The 23,516-nt window shown below is 39.1% G+C and carries 21 protein-coding genes; 12 read left to right on the forward strand and 9 right to left on the reverse strand.

Annotated elements, in window-relative coordinates:
* Positions 1 to 66: 66 nt before the first annotated feature.
* Positions 67 to 2,289: an EAL domain-containing protein gene (locus H4J75_RS02255; RefSeq protein ID WP_182214690.1), complete on the reverse strand. Its 2,223-nt coding sequence runs from the start codon at positions 2,287 to 2,289 to the stop codon at positions 67 to 69.
* A 268-nt stretch (positions 2,290 to 2,557) separates the two neighbouring features.
* Here H4J75_RS02255 and H4J75_RS02260 point away from each other — a divergent pair, with 268 nt between their 5' ends.
* Complete coding sequence (locus H4J75_RS02260) at positions 2,558 to 3,472, forward strand: TIGR03899 family protein (RefSeq protein WP_182221210.1); 915 nt, start codon at positions 2,558 to 2,560, stop codon at positions 3,470 to 3,472.
* Positions 3,473 to 4,578: 1,106 nt separating this feature from the next.
* On the opposite strand, the gene H4J75_RS02265 is transcribed toward H4J75_RS02260, so the two are convergent.
* From H4J75_RS02265 to H4J75_RS02275, 3 genes are read right to left on the reverse strand one after another with little or no spacing between them, the layout of a single operon-like run.
* Positions 4,579 to 5,355, reverse strand: a complete 777-nt coding sequence (locus H4J75_RS02265) for a phosphoadenylyl-sulfate reductase (protein ID WP_182221211.1) — start codon at positions 5,353 to 5,355, stop codon at positions 4,579 to 4,581.
* On the reverse strand, positions 5,348 to 7,096 hold the full coding sequence (gene cysI / locus H4J75_RS02270; protein WP_220465204.1) for an assimilatory sulfite reductase (NADPH) hemoprotein subunit: 1,749 nt from the start codon (positions 7,094 to 7,096) through the stop codon (positions 5,348 to 5,350). The genes H4J75_RS02265 and cysI overlap by 8 nt, the downstream gene beginning before the upstream one ends.
* A complete protein-coding gene (locus tag H4J75_RS02275) occupies positions 7,096 to 8,895 on the reverse strand; it encodes an assimilatory sulfite reductase (NADPH) flavoprotein subunit (protein WP_182221212.1) in 1,800 nt (599 codons plus the stop codon). The genes cysI and H4J75_RS02275 overlap by 1 nt, the downstream gene beginning before the upstream one ends.
* 212 nt (positions 8,896 to 9,107) lie before the next feature.
* Between H4J75_RS02275 and H4J75_RS02280 the strand changes: the two genes are divergently transcribed.
* Positions 9,108 to 10,217, forward strand: a complete 1,110-nt coding sequence (locus tag H4J75_RS02280; protein WP_310733755.1) for an NAD(P)/FAD-dependent oxidoreductase — start codon at positions 9,108 to 9,110, stop codon at positions 10,215 to 10,217.
* Between the two features lie 132 nt (positions 10,218 to 10,349).
* Here the strand turns inward: H4J75_RS02280 and fkpA are convergent, their stop codons facing one another.
* Positions 10,350 to 11,105, reverse strand: a complete 756-nt coding sequence (fkpA, locus tag H4J75_RS02285; RefSeq protein WP_070374931.1) for an FKBP-type peptidyl-prolyl cis-trans isomerase — start codon at positions 11,103 to 11,105, stop codon at positions 10,350 to 10,352.
* 131 nt (positions 11,106 to 11,236) lie between these two features.
* On the opposite strand from fkpA, the gene H4J75_RS02290 reads away from it, so the two are divergent.
* A complete protein-coding gene (locus H4J75_RS02290; protein WP_310733505.1) occupies positions 11,237 to 12,235 on the forward strand; it encodes a hypothetical protein in 999 nt (332 codons plus the stop codon).
* A gap of 12 nt (positions 12,236 to 12,247) precedes the next feature.
* Positions 12,248 to 12,484, forward strand: coding sequence for a SlyX family protein (locus H4J75_RS02295; protein ID WP_070374932.1), 237 nt, complete (start codon positions 12,248 to 12,250; stop codon positions 12,482 to 12,484).
* A gap of 67 nt (positions 12,485 to 12,551) precedes the next feature.
* Here H4J75_RS02295 and H4J75_RS02300 read toward each other — a convergent pair whose 3' ends face one another.
* Complete coding sequence (locus tag H4J75_RS02300; RefSeq protein ID WP_070374933.1) at positions 12,552 to 12,746, reverse strand: YheV family putative zinc ribbon protein; 195 nt, start codon at positions 12,744 to 12,746, stop codon at positions 12,552 to 12,554.
* 102 nt (positions 12,747 to 12,848) lie between these two features.
* Here H4J75_RS02300 and H4J75_RS02305 point away from each other — a divergent pair, with 102 nt between their 5' ends.
* The 7 genes from H4J75_RS02305 (at position 12,849) to H4J75_RS02330 (ending at position 20,622) form a co-directional block, all read left to right on the forward strand.
* Positions 12,849 to 14,756 carry an ATP-binding cassette domain-containing protein gene (locus H4J75_RS02305; protein ID WP_182214697.1) on the forward strand — a complete coding sequence of 636 codons (1,908 nt, stop codon included), beginning with the start codon at positions 12,849 to 12,851 and terminating at the stop codon, positions 14,754 to 14,756.
* Between the two features lie 67 nt (positions 14,757 to 14,823).
* Positions 14,824 to 15,546 carry a tetratricopeptide repeat protein gene (locus tag H4J75_RS02310; protein ID WP_182214699.1) on the forward strand — a complete coding sequence of 241 codons (723 nt, stop codon included), beginning with the start codon at positions 14,824 to 14,826 and terminating at the stop codon, positions 15,544 to 15,546.
* A 156-nt stretch (positions 15,547 to 15,702) separates the two neighbouring features.
* The gene (locus tag H4J75_RS20050; protein ID WP_157470907.1) at positions 15,703 to 15,831 is read left to right on the forward strand and encodes a DUF3149 domain-containing protein; all 129 of its coding nucleotides are present in this window, start codon (positions 15,703 to 15,705) and stop codon (positions 15,829 to 15,831) included.
* A gap of 442 nt (positions 15,832 to 16,273) precedes the next feature.
* Positions 16,274 to 18,649: a heavy metal translocating P-type ATPase gene (locus H4J75_RS02315; RefSeq protein WP_182221213.1), complete on the forward strand. Its 2,376-nt coding sequence runs from the start codon at positions 16,274 to 16,276 to the stop codon at positions 18,647 to 18,649.
* Position 18,650: 1 nt separating this feature from the next.
* Positions 18,651 to 19,061, forward strand: coding sequence for a Cu(I)-responsive transcriptional regulator (cueR, locus tag H4J75_RS02320; protein ID WP_182221214.1), 411 nt, complete (start codon positions 18,651 to 18,653; stop codon positions 19,059 to 19,061).
* A gap of 329 nt (positions 19,062 to 19,390) precedes the next feature.
* Positions 19,391 to 20,374, forward strand: coding sequence for a hydrolase (locus H4J75_RS02325; RefSeq protein WP_182221215.1), 984 nt, complete (start codon positions 19,391 to 19,393; stop codon positions 20,372 to 20,374).
* Positions 20,371 to 20,622, forward strand: a complete 252-nt coding sequence (locus H4J75_RS02330) for a YheU family protein (protein WP_182221216.1) — start codon at positions 20,371 to 20,373, stop codon at positions 20,620 to 20,622. Before H4J75_RS02325 ends, H4J75_RS02330 begins: the two co-directional genes overlap by 4 nt.
* A gap of 46 nt (positions 20,623 to 20,668) precedes the next feature.
* On the opposite strand, the gene H4J75_RS02335 is transcribed toward H4J75_RS02330, so the two are convergent.
* From H4J75_RS02335 to nudE, 3 genes are read right to left on the reverse strand one after another with little or no spacing between them, the layout of a single operon-like run.
* Positions 20,669 to 21,247, reverse strand: coding sequence for a YceI family protein (locus tag H4J75_RS02335; protein WP_182221217.1), 579 nt, complete (start codon positions 21,245 to 21,247; stop codon positions 20,669 to 20,671).
* Between the two features lie 28 nt (positions 21,248 to 21,275).
* Positions 21,276 to 22,100: a 3'(2'),5'-bisphosphate nucleotidase CysQ gene (cysQ, locus tag H4J75_RS02340; RefSeq protein ID WP_182214710.1), complete on the reverse strand. Its 825-nt coding sequence runs from the start codon at positions 22,098 to 22,100 to the stop codon at positions 21,276 to 21,278.
* Positions 22,101 to 22,129: 29 nt separating this feature from the next.
* Positions 22,130 to 22,690, reverse strand: coding sequence for an ADP compounds hydrolase NudE (nudE, locus tag H4J75_RS02345; RefSeq protein WP_182214712.1), 561 nt, complete (start codon positions 22,688 to 22,690; stop codon positions 22,130 to 22,132).
* A gap of 99 nt (positions 22,691 to 22,789) precedes the next feature.
* On the opposite strand from nudE, the gene yrfG reads away from it, so the two are divergent.
* Positions 22,790 to 23,464: a GMP/IMP nucleotidase gene (gene yrfG / locus H4J75_RS02350; RefSeq protein ID WP_182221218.1), complete on the forward strand. Its 675-nt coding sequence runs from the start codon at positions 22,790 to 22,792 to the stop codon at positions 23,462 to 23,464.
* Positions 23,465 to 23,516: the final 52 nt, after the last annotated feature.

Consider the following 23,516-nt stretch of genomic DNA (forward strand, 5'->3'; position numbering starts at 1 on the left):
CGATAAAAAAGCCGAGACATTATATCTCGGCTTTAATTTATTCAAGCTAGCAACAATCAGTATTTATTACTTATTGTTACGTAAGAAGGTTAAAAACTCATCAGCAGGCATAGGTTTAGCATAAAAGAAACCTTGTACTTCGTCACACCCTTGAGCGATTAAATGCGCTTGTTGTTCTTCCTCTTCGATACCTTCAGCAATAACTTTTAAGTTCATTTGCTTACCGAGGTTAATAATCGTATCTGCAATCAATGACTGCCCTGGCTCTGCAATACCCGTAATAAATGAACGGTCGACCTTTAAACGGTCAAGCGGTAGTTGTTGTAAATAGCTCATTGATGAATAGCCCGTACCAAAGTCATCAAGCGCAATGCTGATACCTTCAGCTTTCAACTTAACTAATGCATCAATAACAACTTGTGGTTCATCCATTAAAATATTTTCAGTGATCTCTAATTCGAGCTTACTTGGTTTAACATCATGATTAATCGTCGCTTGAATGATACTGTCAACGAAGTTATCACGTTTAAATTGTGGGATAGAAACATTAACAGAGATACCAACATGATCAAATTTCTGTTGCTCTAATACTTTTATTTGTTTACAGGCTTGGTTAATAACCCAATCACCAATTTCTACAATCAACCCTGAATATTCTGCTAAAGGAATAAACACAGCCGGTGAAATAAATTTTCCTTCGGCGGTTCGCCAGCGCAATAATGCTTCAGCGCCAATAACCTTGCCGGTAATTAAGCTAAGCTGAGGCTGATACCAAAGCTCTAAACGATTATCTGCAAAATCAGTACGTAATTGCCTGATCATACCTAAACGCCAAAGTGTTTCATCTTCCATTTCTTTTTTGTAATAAACAAAATTTTCGTGATTACTTTTCTTGGCTAAATTCAAGGCGATATTTATTTGATTAAGAACCTTTACCCCTTGCGAACCGGCACTACTTTTTGAGCACAGCCCAAAACATGCCGTGACAGGTAATAGTTGTTCTCCCGCGGTAAACGAACGATGAAATAATGACATTAATTTATCAGGGTTTACACTTTCAGCCGGACCAATAACACCAAAAACATCGGCACCCATTCGAGCAAACTGACAATGTTTTCCTAATTCTTTCATGCGCTCTGTAACAGCGAGCAACAGCTTATTACCTAAATCTTGTCCTAAGCCATCATTAATATCACTAAAGTGATTTATATCTATTAAAGCGGCAACAAGATTGGGTTCTTCTGATTGACTAAACTTGTCGAGTAAATTAACAAACTCTAAACGATTTGGCAGCTCAGTCAGCCAATCACGATAGGCAGCATTACGTAGTTTTTGAAAAAGGTGAACATTTTCATAACCGATGGCGACATTGGCTAAAAACACTTCGATTAACTGTATTTGAATATCAGTTAACTCTTGCTCAACTTCAAGGTAAATAACCGCGCGATAACCACCGCTTGCTAAATACAATACCGCAAAGTCACTACCATAATTATTTTGTTTTTGAGTGAAACAGCTACTCATGCGATCTTGTGCTGAATCTCTGTCGAAGCAGGAAATTTTTTGATTAATCAGTTCGGCGTCATGACCGATTTGACCTAAGATATGTAAGCTTAAATCGTCAGAACCCTCAATAATACCTTGCCCACGCGCACAAAAAACACTGCAATGGCTCTTACTCAACTTAATTAATTGCGACAACACACCTTCTGCATATTCATGAATACTGTGCAGTTCAAGTAAGTCAGCAGTAGCACTAATTATTTTTTCGAGGCCCAAGCGGTTTTGATTAACCGAATGAATTTGTTGATATGAACGAATAGCGGCATAAACGGTAGTCACTAACTTGCGACGAGTTAACTCTGTTTTGGTTTTATAGTCATTGATATCATAATCTTTGATAACACTTTCTTCAGGAGCATAGCCTGGTTGACCGGTTCTCAAAACAATACGTATATCTTGACGAGATAAAGTTTCTCGAATATGTTTTACAACATTTAAGCCCGCATCATCCGTTTCCATAACAACATCGAGTAATACCAAAACGATGTCCTCGTGCTCTTCAATAAGCAGACATGCGTCACGCCCAGAGTAAGCATGTATATACTCTAGATTTTTACCTAAGACGACGAGATCTGAGAGTGCTAACTGAGTAACAGAGTGAATTTCGGGATCGTCATCAACAATCAGAACCTTCCACGTTTCAGCACTGCCATCATTTAGAATTTCATCTTCATCACTATCATCAATAAATAAAAAGTCGTCATTATTATTTTCAGAAGCCTGCATATCGTCCTCATTTAACCAGAAAAATACTACTGATTAAGGTTTTTTTATCACATCAAATTTTATTATGAATCATGTTTCCAATAAACTACATAATAAGAGTCAGTTAAATAATATTCAACCTAGAATTACAATTATATTCATAATTTCAATTGCTTCCTTAATTTATGTTAAGTTTAGATGAATAAAGAGAATATTGCTGATTTTAATTTTCCAGCGTATGCTTAGAAAAAATAGTAATGAAAATAATATATTAGTTACGGTAATTTTTATGAAAGACATCAACGAACCCTCAACTGCACCGCTGGTTATTGCTGAGGAACCGGTTAACACTGAAGTAATAAAAACAACAGAATCTACGGCTAAAAATAGCGGCAATAAAAAAAATGCCGGTGTTTCTTCCCAAATGCAACTGCTTGCCTTGGCTAAAAACTTTGTACTTGATGGTGGCTTAATTTCTTCAGAAAAACAGATGCCATTAGAAGAAAGAACCCAAAAAAGAGCACGGATTGCCGCATTACGAAAACAAGAGAATCTTGAAGCTATTATAAAAAAGTCAGTAAATTACTGCTCTGCTACCGAGTTTACCCATAAAGCAGATGCTGATTGGTTTAGTACCTTTACCGAACTCGCCGAAGATGTCAGTAATACCACCATGCAAAATTTGTGGGCAAAAATACTAGCAGGGGAAATATCACAACCCGGTTCATTTTCCACTAAAACCCTCAAGGTTTTTCGTGCCATGAGTATCACGGAAGCGAAATTGTTAGCAAAGGCCTGTAGTTTAGCGGTGACAGAACAAACAAAAAGAAATATACGTATTATTTCAGGAGCCTATCAGACACCCGGCTTACTAAACTTTTTTAATAAAAATAGAGAACAGAATATACCCTTCAACCAATTTTCATTGAGCTATGCTGATTTATTAATTCTAGCCGATAATCACCTGGTCTTTATTCAAGAGACAGAATCTAGCCCAATGAACAAGTCAGAGTCGTTCCATTTTAACTTTAACGGTAAGCCATTAACGCTTACCGCAAAAAAATCATCTTGTGTACTGAAGTTTTATAAATTTACGCCAATAGGCAGCGAGCTAGCACGTCTAATCAGCGATAATATTGATGATGTTTATTTACAGCATTTAAAAAGTGCATTAAGCGAAAATTTTTCAATTACAGAGGGATAAGGATAAGAATTGGTGGTTTGAGAGCCACCAATATAGATACTGATACAAGCCCCTCTGACTGCTACAGCCCCGTCATCCTGCTATAAGCAACGTCATATAACTGCCAATCCCGTCATCCTGCTGCCTACCCCGTCATCCTGCTGCCAACCCCGTCATCCTGAACTTGTTTCAGTATCTGTACTTCCTCCCCAAATACAGATACTGAAACAAGTTCAGCATGACGACAAGAGTTCACATCAAGCCCTGTCACTATCGACCAGATCGTGTCACTAAACTTCAAGATCCCAATAAAGATACAAGCCTATTCATACTGCTACCAGCAACGCCATCCTGCTATAAGCCTTCATTCTGCTGTAACCCTTCATTCTGCTATAAGCCTATTCATACTGCTACCAGCAACGCCATCCTGCTATAACCAGTCATCCTGCTACCAACCCCGTCATCCTGAACTTGTTTCAGGATCTGTACTTCCCCCCAAAAAAATACAGATACTGAAACAAGTTCAGCATGACGACAAGAGTGGGCATCAAGCCCTACCACTATCGACTAGATCGTGTCACTAAACTTCAAGCTCTCAATAAAGATGCAAGCCTCTTCATACTGCTACCAGCAACGCCATCCTGCTATAAGCCTTCATTCTGCTATACCTCCCGTCATCCTGAACTTGTTTCAGGATCTTTACTTACCCCCAAAATACAGATACTGAAACAAGTTCAGCATGACGACAAGAGTGCACATCAGACCCTGTCACTATCGACAAGATCGCGTCACTAAACTTCAAGCTCTCAATAAAGATACAAGCCTATTCATACTGCTACCAGCAACGTTATCCTGCTATAACCCTTAATTCTGCTGTAACCCGTCATCCTGAACTTGTTTCAGGATCTGTACTTACCCCCAAAATACAGATACTGAAACAAGTTCAGCATGACGACAAGAGTGCACATCAAGCCCTGTCACTATCGACCAGATCGTGTCACTAAACTTCAAGATCCCTATACAGATACTGAAATGCAGTTTTTTTCCCGACAAAAAGTACCCAACATAAAAAAGGACAAGCATCTAAGATGTTTGTCCTTAATAGTAAATGTTAAGTTGGGCGTTATTTAAATACCGTCACCGTCAGTATGTAGACCACATTCTCTGGCCATGCCAGAAAAGCGGGTATCACTTTCATTCATACCTAACGTTAATGGCCGTGTACTGTGTGTGTCGCCAACCGATACATAGCCTTGGTCCCATAGAGGATGATAGGGCAAGTTATGCTTAGTTAGGTATTCATGTATATCCTTATTACTCCAATCAATAATAGGATGTACTTTAAAACGCCCGCGTAAAATGCTGACTACAGACAAGCCTTCACGATGTTCTGATTGCTGACGACGCACGCCAGAAAACCATGTTGCTGCATTGAGCTCATGTAAACCACGTTCTAACGGCTCAACTTTATTACGGCGATTATAAGCTTTGAGTGATGTTTCATCTTTTGCCCATTCTTCGCCATATTTTGCTTGTTGCCATGCCGCACTTTCTGTCGCGCTATAAACGTGTAAATTCAATTTCAAACGTTCGTTGAGCTGTTCAATAAACTGATAAGTTTCAGGAAACAAGTGCCCAGTGTCGGTAACAATCACCGGGATATTCGCATCGACTTGCGTCAACATATGCAACATAACCGCAGATTGAATGCCAAAGCTAGAAGACAAAACGAACTGCGATGGTAAATTTTCCATCGACCATTCAACTCGTTCAGTCGCGGTTTGCTGCTCTAATAGCTCGTTCCACTGGTTAAGCCAAGGCTTAGGTAAAGACGCAGGAAAACGGTTATTAATCGGTGCTTTTGCCGCAGCGATATCAGCACTATTAATAATAGGTTTAGTCATGAAAATCTCGCTTACTATTTTTCACTTCTGCAATAATGCCGGTACGAATAGTAAAATCACCAAACGCTTCATTGCTGTTTCTTTCCGATGACCAGCGAGCCACTAGCATATCCATTTCATCAAGAATATCTTGTTCGCTTAAGTTTTCTTTATACATTTTAGGTACTCGCGTTCCTGCCAAGTTGCCGCCTAAATGCATATTGTATTTACCTGGACCTTTACCAACTAAACCAATTTCTGCCAACATCGCACGACCACAGCCATTTGGACAACCAGTTACACGTAAAATAATACTTTCATCACTCATATCATGTTTGGCTAAAATGCCTTCTACGTCGGTAACAAAACCCGGTAAATAGCGTTCTGCTTCAGCCATAGCTAATGGACAGGTAGGAAATGCTACACAAGCCATAGAATCTTTACGTTGCTTTGAAACCGTGTCGTTCATTAAGCCATATTCACGGGCAATTTTTTCAATTTGTGCTTTATCTTCAGTTGCTACACCCGCGACAATTAAGTTTTGGTTAGCAGTCATACGAAAATCACCTTTGTGTATTTTCGCTAATTCAGCAACACCTGACTTAAGGGGTTTACCCGGGCTATCTAATAAGCGACCATTTTCAATAAATAAGGCTAAATGGTGCTTACCGTCAAAACCTTCAACCCAACCAATACGATCGCCACGTTCAGTGAACTCGTATGGACGAGAGGTTTCAAAAGTAATACCGGCACGTTTCTCAACTTCCGATTTAAAGGTTTCTACACCCACTCGGTCAAGTGTGTACTTAGTTTTAGCATTTTTACGATTAACTCGGTTTCCCCAGTCGCGTTGTGTTGTTACAACAGCGGTCGCAACATCTAAGGTATGTGCTAAAGACACATAGCCAAAATCGTCAGCCTTGCGAGGATACGTTGACTTATCGCCATGAGTCATCGCTAAACCACCACCAACAAGTACGTTAAAACCAACTAATTTTCCATCTTTAGCAATAGCGATAAAGTTGAGATCATTAGCGTGAACGTCAATATCATTTTGTGGCGGAATAACAACAGTCGTTTTAAATTTTCGTGGTAAGTAGTTGCTGCCTAAAATAGGCTCTTGTGTCTCTTTACCTTCAGGGCCTTCAAGCTTTTCGCCATCTAGCCAGATCTCTGCATAAGCACGTGTTTTAGGCAGTAAATGTTCACTAATTTTAATAGCCCATTCATAAGCTTCTTGATGAAGTTCTGATTCAATAGGGTTAGAAGTACACAAAACATTACGGTTAACATCGCCAGCAGTCGCAATTGAGTCGATACCAATACTATTTAATGTTTGGTGCATTAATTTAATATTGGGCTTTAACACGCCATGAAATTGAAATGTTTGACGTGTAGTTAAGCGAATACTGCCATATGAAGTGCTCTCTTGAGCAAATTTGTCAATAGCCAACCACTGCTCTGGTTTAATGATACCGCCAGGCATACGAGCTCGTAACATAACATTATGCAATGGTTCTAATTTTTGTTTACTACGCTCAGTTCTAATATCACGGTCATCTTGCTGATACATACCATGAGTTCTGATAATATGATAATTATCTGCAGTGAAACCACCGGTGACTTGGTCTTTTAAGTCATCAACAATTGTCCCTCGTAAAAAATTACTATCTGCTTTTAAGCGTTCGTTATCAGCCTGTTTACCTTCTACAATTAACGGTCCGGGACCTGTTAATACGATTTCTTTATTTGTTGTAGTCATTAGTAAACATCCTTTTGGAAACGCTTGGCGTTACGCAATTCTTTTAAATAATCTTGTGCTTGTTCTGTACTCAACTTGCCATGCTCAGCAATAATATCCACCAAGGCAAGCTCAACATCTTTTGCCATACGGCTCATGTCACCACAAATATATAAATGTGCGCCACGTTCTAACCAAGCAAAAATCTCACTGGCTTTTTCACGTAAACGGTCTTGCACATATATTTTTGCCGCTTGATCACGAGAAAAGGCTAAATCAAGGTGCGTTAACAAGCCTGATTTTAAATAGCCTTGCCATTCCACTTGGTATAAAAAATCTTGAGTGAAGGTTTGATCACCAAAAAACAGCCAGTTATCACCACTTGCTTCGCTTGCTTCACGTTCTTGCATAAAGGCTCTAAAAGGAGCAATACCAGTACCTGGGCCAATCATGATCACAGGCGTATCGCCATTTTCAGGTAAGCGAAAGTTATCGTTGTGTTCAATGAAAACCTTAACTGTGCCGCCTTCTGCTAAGCGTTTACCTAAAAAGCTTGAGGCACCGCCACTTCTTAACTGATCATTTTCGCTGTATTCAACTAAGCCCACCGTTAAGTGTACTTCTTCTTCAACCTCAGCTTGGCTCGAGGCTATAGAATATAAACGTGGAGTAATCTTTCTAAGCGCATCAACAAAGTCTTGTGCTGTTACTTTCGCCGGAGCTGCTTTAACTACATCAATAATTTGATGGTTACCCGCATATTCACGCGCAGCATTTTTATCTTCACTCAAAGTAAGCAAAGCTTTATCTTGTGATTTATCCGCCCAAAAGCTAATAAAATTAGGCGCTGTTTGAGTAATTTCTAATGTTGAAATTAATGCTTGTTCCAGTAATAAACGTTCACCGCCAACATCAATATTTTCATTACCTGACAAACCAAGTATTGCAATAAGTTCGGCGACTAACTCGGTGTCATTTTCAAACCACACACCTAAAGCGTCACCGGCTTGATAGGTGATACCTGAATCGGCTAAATCGATTTCAATATGACGAACATCTTTTGCTGAATCACGACCGGTGATCTTTTGGCTTAAACTTAACTCAGCAGCATAAGGCGCCTGTTTAGTATATTCGCTAGACGCGCCAAGTGTTGGCATTACCACAACATTATGGCTATCAATCTCATTACCCAACAAGGCTTTTACATCTTTAACAATAGTCTCTGACCATGCTTTTACTTCAGCTTCGTAATCAACGTCACAGTCAACGCGTGCGGTAATCTGTTTTGCACCAAGCTTACTTAAGTAATCATCAAAGTCTTTGCCCGTTTGACAAAAGAACTCATAGCTAGTGTCGCCCAAGGCTAAAACGCTATAGCGTAAATCATCGAGCTTTGGCGCTTTTTTCGAGCCTAAATATTCATGTAAAGCAATCGCATCATCGGGTGCTTCACCTTCGCCATTAGTACTGGCGACAATTAATAGGTGAGTCAGATTTTTAATGCTTTTTGGCTTAAAGTCACTCATGCTTTTTAAGTCGACGGTAAGACCTTCTGCTTGTGCTTGTGCGGCTAACGCTTTAGCAACACCTTTAGCATTTCCGGTTTGAGAACCAAATAAAATGGTTAATACAGGCGCAGGAGCTGCAACAGCTGAAGCTGTAGGGCTAACGCTTAACGATGCTCCTTCAGATTTAGCCGCTAAGTAACCACTTGCCCATGCAAGCTGCAACTGAGAGTAACTGCCAATAGCGTTTTGTAATGATGAAAGTTGGTCAGCATCTAGCATAGTTTTTTGTAAGTTCTGTTGGTTTGGCAACATAATGTCAATTCGCCCATTTAAATTTAGTAAAATAATAATAGACTGACTTTGCATATAATAAAAAGAATAGAAAAGGCTTTTTTATTCCAAAATAGAATAAGTCAGTTCTTTGAACCTTTACCCACACTCTTATCTAAATTTTAAGACATTCTTTTTCTTGAAATTTAGATAAGGGGCGACCACACTTAATTCAAGCTAAAAGAATAGATAAAATGATGGAAAAAGTAGACGCAATAATTATTGGCGCTGGTGTTGTGGGTTTAGCCATTGCGGCAAGACTTAGCAATAAGCTCAATAACGTGCTCATTATTGATAAAAATGCTGGCTTTGGTGAAGAAACCAGTAGTCGTAATAGTGAAGTTATTCATGCCGGCATTTATTATCCTCAGCACAGTTTAAAGGCTAAGCTATGCGTGCAAGGAAAAGAGAAGCTTTATCAATATTGTAAAGATCGAGGCATTCCTCATCAACGCCTAGGAAAATTACTGGTTGCCCACGGCGAGGAAGAAGAGCAATGTTTAGCGAAAACCATAAAACAAGCAGCACTTAATGATGTTAATGATCTCGTCTGGTTAACGGCAGACGAGCTTAAGAAGTCAAATCCAGCATTACATGCCACCGCTGCCTTACTTTCCCCTTCAACAGGCATTATTGATAGTCATCGTTATATGCAGGCTTTACTGGCAGAAATTGAGCATAATAATGGTCAGTTTGTTGGAAAAACCACCTTTATAAAGGCAGATAACAATAATGATGGCTTTGTTGTTACTTTAAATAGTCAAGATGAAATAATGCAGCTGCATTGTGATTATTTAATTAATTCAGGGGGATTACACAGTACTAAAGTTGCCGAAAATATTAGTGATTTAAAAAAGTCACATATTCCAACGCTTTATTATTGTCGAGGCCATTATTTTTCATACCAAGGGAGAAGTCCTTTTACACAACTCATTTATCCCTTACCCGAAGCGCATGGTTTAGGTATTCACGCCTCATTAGATATTGGCGGACAATTAAAGTTTGGTCCCGACACACAGTACATAGATGATATTGATTATGAAGTCTCTCCGCTTCTAAAAGCTAAATTTGTTGCCGCGATTCAACGCTATTACCCTTCATTAGATAGCGAAAGATTACAGCCTGCTTATTCGGGTATTCGTCCGAAATTAGAAGGTCCGAATGATGGTTTTAAAGATTTTGTCATTCAAAGTGAAAAAGTGCATGGCGTGAAAGGATTAGTGAATCTGTTTGGTATTGACTCACCCGGCTTAACTTCTAGTTTAGCTATAGCTGAATATGTCGACGAAAGACTAGCCATATAATGCTTATATATTTGAAAGTGAGTAAGGTATTTATGGCGAGTGAAAAATGAGTGTTTATATTTTGAGTTTCTAAAATGAATTAAAAAGCCAATTGCTTACACAATTGGCTCCTTTAACACTAAAGTAATAATATTACTGAGTGATTTCTTCTGGTTCAGCTGATTTTTGAATGTCTAATAATTCAATTTCAAACTGTAATACTGAGTTACCAGGAATACGTGGCGGGTTGCCATTTTTTCCGTAAGCTAAATCAGATGGAATAGTAAAAGTGTACTTTGAGCCCACTGACATTAACTGTACGCCTTCTGTCCAACCGCTAATAACACGATTTAAAGGGAATACTGCTGGTTCATTGCGTTCATATGAACTATCAAAAGTTTCACCGTTTAAGAAAGTACCTTTATAGTGAACCGTTACTGTATCAGTAGCGCTAGGTTTATCACCTTCACCTTCAGTTACAACAAGGTATTGAATACCTGATTCAGTAACTTGTACACCTTCTTTCTTGGCATTTTCTTCTAAGAATTTCATGCCTTCAGCAATTGCCGCTTCAGATTCAGCGTCTGCTGCTGCTAGTTGCTTTGCTTTCATTTGCTCATCAAGGCTCATTAATAGAGCTTGGATTTCTTCTTTCTCAATGATTGATTTGCCAGCAAGACTGTCCATGAAACCACGAGTAATTAATGCTTGGTCAAGTGGAACACCCAACTTCTCATGTTGATCAAGATTCTTTTGCATGTACATGCCAATTGAAGCACCTAAACTGTACGCTTGTTTTTGCATTTCAGTTTCTAAAACAGGCGCTGTTTCGGTTGGTTTTACACTTTCTTGACAGCCAAACACTGACACAAGTGCAATAGCTAACATAGTTGGCTTAAATAATTTCATTTTTTCTCCGTTAACGTAACCTAGTACTCAGTTGGAGGAAGTCCCCCTAAGCCATTGATTAAATATTATGTATTGTTAGACAATGCGGCTTATACTAACGATAAATTAACTAAGAAAAAAGTATTAATATTGTGATTAAGTGTAATAACAAGCTAACACTGCTTTTCATCTGTCTATTTTCCTTATTGAACAGTGCTTGCCAGCCTGCAGAGGACAAGCCTGTACAGCGTTGGCAGCATGCTACAGATGGTGCTTATGCAGCTAATATTTCTAATGATGGCAAATACAGTGTTGTCTCTTCTATTTATCATGGCTTAAGTTTATGGGACATAGAAGAGAATGCATTAAAATACAGCTGGTCACAACAGCAAGATAGTAGCGATAATTTAGTGCTGTTAGCCGATATATCCAATAATAATAGCCATGCATTGACCGCAAATCGAGAAGCGTTTTCGTTGTGGAATATAGCAACAGGGCAATCAGAAGGTTATTGGAAAGTACGTGAGTCAACGATTCGTGATATTGCCTTGTCTAATAATGGTGACTTTATTTTACTCGGTAAAAGTAATGGCACCGTTGTTCACATTACCATGAGCAATGGCCGTCGCTTAGAATTCTTAGGTCATACAGAAAAAATTAATGCGGTTGATATGCTCCCCAATGGCCGTATCGCCATTTCAGGAGGCAATGATTACGTCGCTTATGTATGGGATACAGAGAGTGGGCAGGTTATTTACCGATTTAATCATCCCAGTCGCGTTACTATGGTCGCTTTAGACCCTAAAGGTCGGTTTGCTTTTACTGCCGACAGTAAAAAATCTTCAAACATATGGGATTTAAAAACAGGTAAACGCATTAGCCAACTTCAATACTATAACCGTCACGAAATATTTAGCTCAGTAAGGTTTTCTGATGATGGTACTCAACTATTAACAGGAGCCCCAACTCGAAAAGTTAGCCTATGGAGCATACTAACCGGAGAGCGGCTTGACAGCTGGCGAGTTACGCCAAAAGAAAGTATACGTGCTGCAGGCGCGGTAGTGTATAGTGTCGCCTTTCGAGGAAAGAACCAAATAATCACCGAAAGTTCATCAGGATACGCTGAGCTTTGGCAAAGAAAGTCGCGTTAGGTACCCCAAATTATGACAACAGAAATACAAAAAAAAATCATCGAATTACAAGAAAATGTTGAAGCGCTACAATCTCGTAATGCCTTTCAAGACGATGTTATTGAACAGTTGAATAATGAACTTGCTGTTCATCAATTAGAAATTTCAGACATTAGGGCACAGCTAAAGTTAATCGCAAGTCGTGTTCAAGATAATAATCCGGGTCAAAATCAGTCGCAAGATATCGAACCGCCACCACCACATTATTAATTTTTAACCTGAGCTTTCATTCAAATAAATACCAAGCTGAAATATTTCAGCTTGGTAAAATAACGATTTATTCTTGCTTAAAAATACCGATCACTTGCTCTTGCGGACGGATTTCTTTAACAACATGCTCTTCTGGCTGTGACATTTGATGCCCACAGCTAACACAAGTAACTTTTTCAACATTATTTTCTTTTGTTAATCCCATTGTGTCCATAGCATTACATTTCGGGCAAATAGCGCCAGCAATAAATCTTTTTTTCATGTGTTTCAATCCAAATAAAATCGAGTTGTATTATTTTACCTTGAATCTTGTCGATAGGAAAAGGACAATAGCGGCCTGAATTAAAATGAGTAATAATACACAATGATCATAGCCACCGATTTAAGCTTAGATAGAGGCGCTAAAAACCTCATAAAATCATCAAGCTTTACTATTCATCCTAATCACAAAGTCGGCTTAGTTGGCGCTAATGGCTGTGGAAAATCTTCTTTATTTGCGGCCTTATTAGGTGAGTTACAGCCCGACAGGGGCGATGTAAATATGCCTTCAGGCTGGGATGTCGCGACAGTAAAACAAGAAACTCCCGCCCTCGAACAATCAGCCTTAGATTATGTGATGGACGGAGATAAAGAGTTTCGTCAACTTGAGCAACAACTTGAGAAAGCTCGATTAAATGATGATGGCAACCAAGAAGCGTTAATTCTCAACCATATTGACGCCATAAATGGCTACAGTTTACCCGCCCGTGCCAGCGAGTTATTGCATGGTTTAGGTTTTTTACAAGAACAACTAGGTGATGCCGTAAAGGATTTTTCTGGTGGTTGGCGCATGCGTCTTAACTTGGCTCAAGCGTTAATTAGCCGCGCAGATTTACTTTTACTCGATGAACCCACTAACCATCTAGATTTAGATGCGGTAATTTGGTTACAGCGTTGGTTAAAACGCTTTACCGGTACTTTAGTGCTTATTTCACATGATCGTGATTTTCTCGATGACGTTATTGAACAAATTCTTCATATTGAACATCAACAAGCAAAATTATATTCGGGTAATTATAGCGCCTTTGAGCGTCAGCGCGCGGAACATTTAGCACAACAAGATGCTCAATTTCAAAAACAGCAAAAAGAAGTTGCTCACTTAACCTCATTCGTCGATCGCTTTAGAGCAAAAGCCAGTAAAGCAAAACAAGCACAGAGTCGTTTAAAGCGTTTACAAAAATTACCTGACTTAGCACCCGCACATGTTGATAGCCAATTTACCTTCAGTTTCAAAACACCGGAAACATTGCCTTATCCGTTATTAGCGTTAAAAGAGACAACCTGTGGCTATAATCCAGAAACCATTATTTTACGTGATGTCGGTCTCACACTGGTACCCGGTAGTAGAATCGGTCTTTTAGGACGAAATGGTGCGGGTAAGTCGACATTAATAAAGTCATTAGCCGGCGATATTGCCTTAATTAAAGGCGAGCGTTATTGCGCCCAAGACTTAACTGTTGGTTACTTCTCTCAACATCAGCTTGAACAATTACATATGCCAAGTAGTGCGATTGATCATATTGTTCGTGCTAAACCTGAGACTACAGAGCTACAAGCGCGCAATTTTTTAGGTAGCTTTGGTTTTACTGGCGACCAAGCACTCTCTCCGGTAAGTACCATGTCAGGTGGAGAAAAAGCACGTCTGGTATTGGCGTTAATTGTTAATGAAAAGCCGCAATTACTTCTCCTCGATGAGCCCACTAACCATCTTGATTTAGAAATGCGTCAAGCACTTGTCTTTGCTTTACAAGACTTTGAAGGGGCTATTATTTTGATTGCCCATGATCGCTTTTTATTAGAGTCATGTGTTGATGAGTTTTTCTTAGTTGCCAATGGTCAAGTTAGCGAGTTCTCTGGTGATATTGATGACTATCAACAATGGCTTAACGAAGACAAAAAACAAACACTGAAAAATACTAAACCCGCAAAGTCTCTTGAGGTTGTAGATAAAAAACAATTACGCAAAGACCAAGCTGAATTACGTAAAAAAGCATCTCCACTGCGTAAACAAGCCGATAAATACGAGAAGAAAGTGCAACTGCTGCAAACTGAATTAGCTGAAGTTGAAGGAGTATTAGCCGAAAGTGAGATATATCAAAGTGAACATAAAGCACGCTTAGCCGTACTCATTAAGCAACAAGCTAAGCTCAAAGCAGATGTTGAAGAAAATGAAATGTATTGGCTCGAATTAGAAGAACAAATTGAAGAAATTATGTTGCAAGCTTCACTGTAAAAATTAACCATTAAATTATATTACTTGCTACACTTAATAATCATACGATTAAAATAATGAGAACGTTATGAAAAAAACAATATTCGCCCTTTTTTGTCTATCTATAGTAAGCAGTGTTTCGAGCTTTGCTTATCAAGGTGATCTTGACCAAGGCATTTATGAATTAAACCGTGGTGCTTTTAAAGCGGCTATAAATGAATTTGAACCCTTAGTTGCTCAGGAGTATTCTCCTGCGCAGTATCAAATGGCGCTTATTTATTTAAATGGTTACGGCGTTACAAAAGATCCCAAAAAAGCGTTGGAATTAATGTCCTTAGCCGCTTCACAAAATCACCCCGACGCACTATTTAGTTTGTCACTGATGTATTCTGACGGAGTCATCGTTAAAAAAGATTTAAAAACCGCTTTTGCACTGATGGAAAGAGCAGCGATAAGAGACTCCGTTGCCGCACAATTTAATCTTGGTGTTATGTATTTCAATGGCACGGGTACATATAAAGACTATCCAAAAGCCGCACGTTGGTATGAAACTGCGGCAAAGCAAAACTACGCCCTAGCCCAGTTTAATTTAGCACTAATGTATTTTGAAGGATTGGGTGTTGAGAAAAGTGTAGAGATGTCTTTTATATGGAATATTATTTCCGCAAGTAATGGTTATCAAAATGCAGGAAAAAGTCGCGATATGGACTCCTTAAAACTCAGCAATGTAGAAATAGCTCAAGCAAGGGAAAAGGCTGACCGACTTTATCAACAAATTATCGAACAAGAAGCATTAAAAGCTAAACAATAAAACCTTAGCTCTAAAAAATAAGACAATAATCTAAGGGATAAATTTAAGGTTCATTGATCTATATCACAACCATAAAGTAACCCACGATTTAAAATGGCTATAACATTACGTTATAGCCATTTTTGTTATAACTCAATTATTTTTATGGAGTCTATTATGAACTTTTTCGATATGATTATTAATGATCCCGTTGTACTTTATTCTTTTGGCGGATTAGCAATTCTTTTAGGTATTGGTGCTTTCTATGTTTATTATTTTCTTAAAAACATCAATGAAAATAATTAGGTAAAAACCTGTAGAAGTTGATTAAAGTTGCAACCTTCTTAATTAAGGTGGAAACCGTTAAATAAAGTCAGCAACTGCAATTATTACGTTTAAGCACCGAAAATATCTTTCAAAAAATTTAATTAAACGTTGAAGTAGTTAATTTCTACAATATAACCCTAAGGGCAATAGCTGCCAAAGAGGAGTCTTTAGCAACCTAAAATTTTGCAGGCGTATATTTTACTGTTTGATACGAATATAGACATTAAAGATTTAACCTCAGGTATCGCTGATCTAAAAAAGCAGTCATTAAGATTGTTGTACTCCTCCTTAAAATACGGTGTTCACCGTTAAATTATAAATTGTTACTTATAACACTTTTTATACTAAAACAGTTGACCCTACTACCGTGGTAAGCTTTAACCTCAACTTAGTTCTACAATTCAATTAAGATGAGAAGCTTATGAATACAACTACACAATTTATAATTGACGGTATGACCTGTGCTTCATGTGTCGGTCGTGTTGAAAAGGCCTTACACAAAGTGGTTGGCGTGACAGATGTTACCGTTAACCTAGCTACAGATACGGCTACTATTCAAGGCACTGCCAGTCATAGTGAATTAATTACCGCTGTTATTAAGGCTGGTTATCAAGTGCCCGTAAAGGTAAAGCAATTTGGTATTGGAAAGATGAGTTGCTCCTCTTGTGTGACGCGGGTCGAACAGGCATTGTTAAAAGTAACCGGTGTGGTCGATGCATCGGTCAATTTAGCCACCGAGCACGTACAAGTAAAAACTTTATCCTTTGTAACGGATGAACAACTAGCCCAAGCCGTGACACAAGCCGGTTACCTTTTTATCCCGTTGAACAATGACAGCGTGATAGAAAAGCCCAGCCAACATCAGCCTTTTTATACTAAAGCATGGTGGCCCGTATTGGGAGCAGGCCTACTTACCTTGCCACTGGTGTTACCCATGTTAGGCATGTTGTTTTCCCAACAGTGGATGTTACCGCCAGTTTGGCAATGGCTATTAGCTACGCCAGTACAGTTCTATTTTGGCGCTCGCTTTTATCGTGCAGGCTGGGGAGCATTAAAAGCTGGCATGGGCAACATGGATCTTCTTGTCTCCATAGGTACCAGTGCAGCCTACGGACTATCTTTGTATTTGTGGTGGAGCTTTAATAGCGCTCATGGCATGCCGCACTTGTATTTTGAAAGTAGTAGCGCAGTAATAACCTTGGTTCTGCTGGGTAAATATTTAGAACACAAAGCAAAACGCCGAACAACTGATGCACTTAGAGCATTGGAAAATTTGAAACCTGTTGAGGCAACAGTGCAGCGCTTAGGTAAATGGCAAAAAGTGGCCGCTTCATCAGTAAAATCCGGTGAAAAAGTTAAAGTAATACCGGGCGAAAGCATCCCTGTTGACGGTGAAATTTTGCAGGGCCAGAGTCATCTGGATGAGGCGTTAATTAGTGGTGAATCAATTCCGTTAAGTAAAAAAGAAGGTGACGTTGTCACGGGTGGCTCACTTAATTTGGACGGTATTTTGGAGATCCGTGCCACGAATGTTGGTAGCGAATCTACTTTATCTAAAATCATTGAATTAGTAGAGCAAGCCCAAGGTGCAAAAGCTCCCGTACAAGCAATAGTAGATAAAGTCAGTAGTATCTTCATTCCTGTGGTGTTATTGGTCGCACTTACCACCTTATTGGTGTTGGGTTTAGTATTTGATGACTGGACCAATGGCATTCTCAATGCGGTAGCCGTTTTAGTGATTGCCTGTCCATGTGCACTTGGTTTAGCAACTCCAGCAGCCATAATGGCAGGTACAGGAACCGCTGCCAGATTAGGCGTATTGGTTAAAGATGCAGTGGCGTTAGAGCAGGCAAAAGAAATAAATTTAGTGGTATTTGATAAAACAGGCACCTTGACCCAAGGCAAACCTGTTGTAAATGAGATGAGGGTCATCAGTGGTAGTGAAGAAGCAGTATTGCAGCTGGCCTATTCCTTACAAATAAATAGTGAGCACCCATTAGGCAAAGCTGTGGTTGAAAAAGCATTAGCCAGCGAAACACAACCAATACCTGTCGCGGAATTTCAAGTTGTCGCGGGTTATGGTGTCAAAGGCAACATTGGTGACAATTTAGTCTTGATGGGCAGTAGTCATTGGATGCAAGAGTTAGGGGTAACACTGCCAACCGAACAAATAAAAATACCAGGTGCCTCTGTTTCTTGGTTGGCTAGTCAGCAGCAAGATAAGATAACATTACTTGGGCTGTTTTGTTTTAGTGATAAATTGAAGTCTGATGCGCTGCAGGCTGTGAAGTTATTGCAACAACAAGGTATAAAGGTAGCTATGCTTACTGGTGACAATCAAGCGAGTGCAACATCGGTAGCGACAGAATTACAGTTAGACGATTTTAAAGCTGAGGTGTTGCCTGCAGATAAAGCAAAATATATTCTGCAATATCAAGAGCAAGGTTATCAGGTTGCTATGGTTGGTGATGGCATTAATGATGCGCCAGCGCTAGCCCAAGCAGATTTAGGTATGGCAATGGCGTCTGGTACTGATGTTGCCGTTAGCGCAGCTTCTTTCACGTTAATGCGCAGTAAACCAAGCCTAGTACCCACGGCATTGATCATTGCAAGGCTAACTTATCGTAAAATACAGCAAAACCTGTTTTGGGCATTTATCTTTAATGCTGTGGGAATTCCACTAGCAGCCTTTGGGTATCTTGACCCTATTATTGCCGGAGCTGCGATGGCATTTAGTAGCTTATTTGTCGTCAGTAACGCATTGTTATTGCAACGTTGGACTCTTAAGGAGAGATAAAATGGCGAAACTTGTCACCATAGGTAAAGCCTCTAACTTAACAGGGGTGTCGGCCAAAATGATCCGATACTATGAAGAAATTGGCGTATTAAAAAAAACGAGTCGCACAGATGCAGGTTATCGACTTTATAACCAAGCACACATACAACAATTGGGATTCATCCGTCGTTCGAGAAACTTAGGCTTTTCCATGATTGAGATTCAGTCACTGCTCAAGTTCTGGCTCGATACTGATAGAGAAAGTCGACACGTGAAGCAACTAGCGCTGAGTCATTTGCAGGAGATAAATGAAAAAATATTGGAGCTAGAGCAAATGAGAACAATATTACAAAAACTAGCTGATAAATGTGATGGTGACGATAACCCTGACTGCCCTATTTTAGAAGGTTTAGCTCAACTTTCATCTGAATAACGAAGGATAATTGTTTTTTGTTATACTAACAGCACTTGTCTATGTTGATTGTCATGCATTATCTGCACAATTAATCTTAAATACTGAGGTGTGCTTATTAACTTATCTATTAATCAATCATCCTCTACGCTCAATGTAATTGAACGTCAAAACAAATCACGTGAAGAAAATGATGAAAAGGTATACTCATTAATCAACGAATATAAGACAACAAGTTTATGATGGCGTTTAGCCTTGTAAGCTTTTTTTTAGCCTAAAAATATCTATTTATTTTCAATTCACATACAATAATAAAACTGATAAACCACAACAGACCACTATAACTTTAAATGTTTACTCAAAGTCAATTCACTCCAGCTTGGTGGCTACACAATCCTCATTGCCAAACTATTATTGCAAAATTTTTAAGATCTAGAAAACAGCTAGAAACTTGCAATGAAACAGTGGAGTTACCTGATGGCGACTTTATTGATTTAGCATGGACCGATAAACCTAAACCTAATGAAACTCGTCCTTTAGTGGTTGTTCTTCATGGTTTAGAAGGTTCAGTTAACAGTCATTATGCTAAAGGAATGTTATCGGCTATTAAAGAGAAACAGTGGATCGGAGTGCTGATGCATTTTAGGGGCTGTAGTGGACGAGTCAATAGAAAAGCACGTTCGTATCATAGTGGCGATACTGATGATATTAGTTATTTAACACAATTTTTAAAGAAAAAATATCCACAGCTTCCAATGACAATTATTGGCTTTTCTTTAGGAGGTAATGTACTAGCGCGTTATTTAGCAAAAGAACCTAATAATCCTTATCAAGCCGCTGCAATCATTTGTGCCCCTTTACATTTGGCCAGTTGTAGCAAGCGGATTAACAAAGGCTTTTCGCGTATATATCAGAAATATCTAGTGGGCATGCTCAAAGACAGTATTAAGGATAAAATGGACAGTAATCTACTCTCTGCTCCGCTATCGCAAAGACTGGCCCATAAGCTCGATGAAATTAAGACCATTTGGCAATTCGATCAACTGGTAACAGCCCCTATTAACGGTTTTGAGAGCGCTGAAGATTATTATCATCAGGCGAGTGGACGTTTTATTTTGGATAAAATTAAACAACCCTGCTTAATTATTCATTCAAATGACGACCCTTTCTTATGTGATGAAAATACCCGTGATATTAGCAGTATTCCCAGTAACATATGTTTTGAGGTCAGTAAAAAAGGGGGGCATGTTGGCTTTATCAATGGTAATAATCCCTTAAGACCAAAGTTTTGGCTAGAACATCGTGTTCCAAATTTTTTAGAGAGCTACCTATGATAATCCCCTACAAAGATCTACAACCCGATACGTTAACAGGTATTATTCGAGAGTTTGTTTTACGTGAAGGTACCGAGTATGGTGCGGACGATGTGTCTTTGTCCGAAAAAGTGGCGCAAGTAAAAATACAACTTGCTGATGGGAGTGCGTTTTTAGTTTATTCAGAGCTTCATGATACGGTAAATATTTTACCCATTGATCAGTTTGAACAACAACAAAACGAGCAAGAACAAGAACAAACGCAATAGTTATTTTATAACAACGAACACCCTATGGATGTTCGTTTCTCATTTGTTATTGAGTGAAAGCTAATACAAAACTAACCGGCACGGCATAAGCAATGCTTGGTAGATTTGCTAATGATTTTAATTTATTAATGCCTGCCACTAAAGCAAAGTCTTCCGCTTTAATAATAGCCGGCTTTAAGGTGCTCACTAGCATATGATTTGCTGATAGCTTAGCCACCATAACATTCAATGTAAGTTCTTGCTGGTGACCATGTAAATTCAGGCTACCCGTAAGTGACATTTTCTGACTTGAACCGATAGTTATCGCATCAATATCTGCACGATTAAGTTGCGCACTAAAGCTCGCTTGTGCAAAAGTAGCTGTTTCAAAGAGAAACTCCGCCATTCTTTGATCACGTATCGCAATATTGGTGTCAACACTGCTTAGGTCAATGGTCACATTTGCCAGGCCGCTATTGTTGATAACACCCGTAAATTCTTTAAAGCTATGACTTTCAGCCACAGTGCCTTTTTTAATCGACACAAAAGTTAACGATGAATTTTTAGAGTCCAACTGCCAAGCACTATAGGCTGGTGCAGTAAGCAGGAGTGAAAGGCTTAAAATAAAAGTAGATATAATACGCATAATAGGTCCTTTGAAAATAAAATAAAAATTAAGAGCGTCGCGCTCGATGAGGGGTCACAATACTTTGCCACGGAATATTACTCGCACCTAAAGTCATAAAGTCAGGATTCATTAATCCTTCCCGTTGATTATAAGTTAACGGTAAAAACTCACTATCAATTATTGAGCCTCCCGCTTGTTCGATAATACAATGGCTCGCTCCTGTATCCCACTCACCTGTAGGACCAATACGTAAGTAACAATCTGCACCACCTTCAGCAATTAGACAATTTTTAAGTGAGCAACTGCCTAATGCCACATATTCAAAAGCAAAGTTTTCGTTGTTAAGGTATTGCCCCATTAGGCTGAGCTCTTGTCGGCGGCTTACCGCCACTTTGATTTTTCGTTTGCCATCATATTTAGCGACATGAATTTGCTGGCTACCGGTATGGCTTTCTTTAAAAGCGCCAAGCTTATTTTGTCCATAGTAGGTGAGTTGGTGATCTGGTGCGTGAATAACACCAATACTTGGCCAGCCATTTTCCACCAAAGCGACATTAACAGCGAAATCACCACTGCCTTTAATAAACTCACCTGTCCCATCAATAGGGTCGAGTAGCCAATATCGTGACCAATTTTTTCTTTGATTAAGCGCTAATGCACCAACTTCTTCAGAAATAATAGGAATGCCAGGTGCCAAGCGTGACAGCTCTTGCATCAATACATCGTTAGCCGCATAGTCAGCACTAGTAACGGGGCTATTATCTTCTTTAATTTCTGACGTGTAATTGCCCGACTTGTAATGCTTAGTAACTTCTAGGCCTGCTTTTTTTGCACTTTCTATCGCGATGGCGAGTAACGTTTCATTGTTCATTAATCTTCACTTACTTTTTCTTTTGAGTGTTATTTTAAAATATTCTTAACTAAATCTTTTACCAGCATTAGAGCAGCTATGCTTCTTGCTTCATTAAAGTCAGGTTGGGCAAGTAATGATTGATAGTCGGCAAGTTTCCATGAGACAACTTCTAGCTCTTCAGGTTCATCACCGGGGAGTTTTTCTGCATATAAACTTTCAGCAAGAAATATTTCCATTGAGGCAGAGAAAAAAGCCGGTGCTGTTGCGACTCGATGCACATGGGTGAATTTATTCGCCCCATAGCCGACTTCTTCTTTTAACTCACGATTAGCAGCATGCTCTGCACTTTCGCCTTCATCAATAAGTCCTTTCGGGAAGCCAAGCTCATATGTATGGGTGCCAGCACAATACTCGCGTACTAATAAAAACGTTTCATCGTCTAACATAGGTACAATTAATACAGCGCCTCGACCGTAGCCTTGCATGCGTTCATATTCTCGCTCTACGCCGTTACTGAAGGTGAGATCTACTTGTTCTATAGCAAACAAGCGACTCTTGGCAACTTGCTTACGTTGAGTGACTTTGGGAAGTGTTAAACTATTGCTCATGGTAGCTAAACCTAAGAGTAAAATATTAATAATATAGTTTTAGAATAGCACGTTAACTTTAGATATAATTAATAATTAATCGCTCTTAGGAAAAAAAATATGCTTAATTGGTCGAAAATTTCTACCGTACTTTTAGATATGGATGGAACGATTTTAGATTTACATTTTGACAACCATTTCTGGCTCCATCATTTACCACTACGTTACAGTGAGCATGCAAAGATTTCACTTGAGCAAGCAAAAGAAAACTTAGCAAGCCACTATGAAAGAGTTGCTGGGACCATTGACTGGTACTGTTTAGACTACTGGGCTGAACAAACCCAATTACCGATTCAAGCATTAAAACGTGAAGTACAACACTTAATTAGCTTACGCCATGATGCTCATGATTTTATGGTGGCACTACGAGAGAGTGGACGAGAAATAATACTGGTTACTAATGCTCACCCAGATAGCTTGTTGCTTAAGATTGAACGCACGCAACTCGATAAATATTTTGATATTTTATATTCTACGCATGAATTTGGTGTTACCAAAGAATCACAATTATTATGGCAACGTCTTCAAGAGAAACAAGGTTTTAGCCTAGAGAACACCTTGTTTGTTGATGATAGTATCAATATTTTAGCATCGGCTCAACGCTATGGTTTTGAACATTTATTAGCGGTTGAAAACCCAGATAGTCAGAAAACACCACATATTGTTAACGATTACCCATCTACATCAGACTTTAGAACATTAATTGATGAAATAAAGAAATATCCCATTAAGTAATGGCTATTATTCATCCTGACGTAAAGCCAGGATGAAATAGGTTTAGCCTAAG

Source organism: Colwellia sp. BRX10-1 (assembly GCF_014077545.1).
Classification (GTDB): Bacteria; Pseudomonadota; Gammaproteobacteria; order Enterobacterales; family Alteromonadaceae; genus Colwellia_A.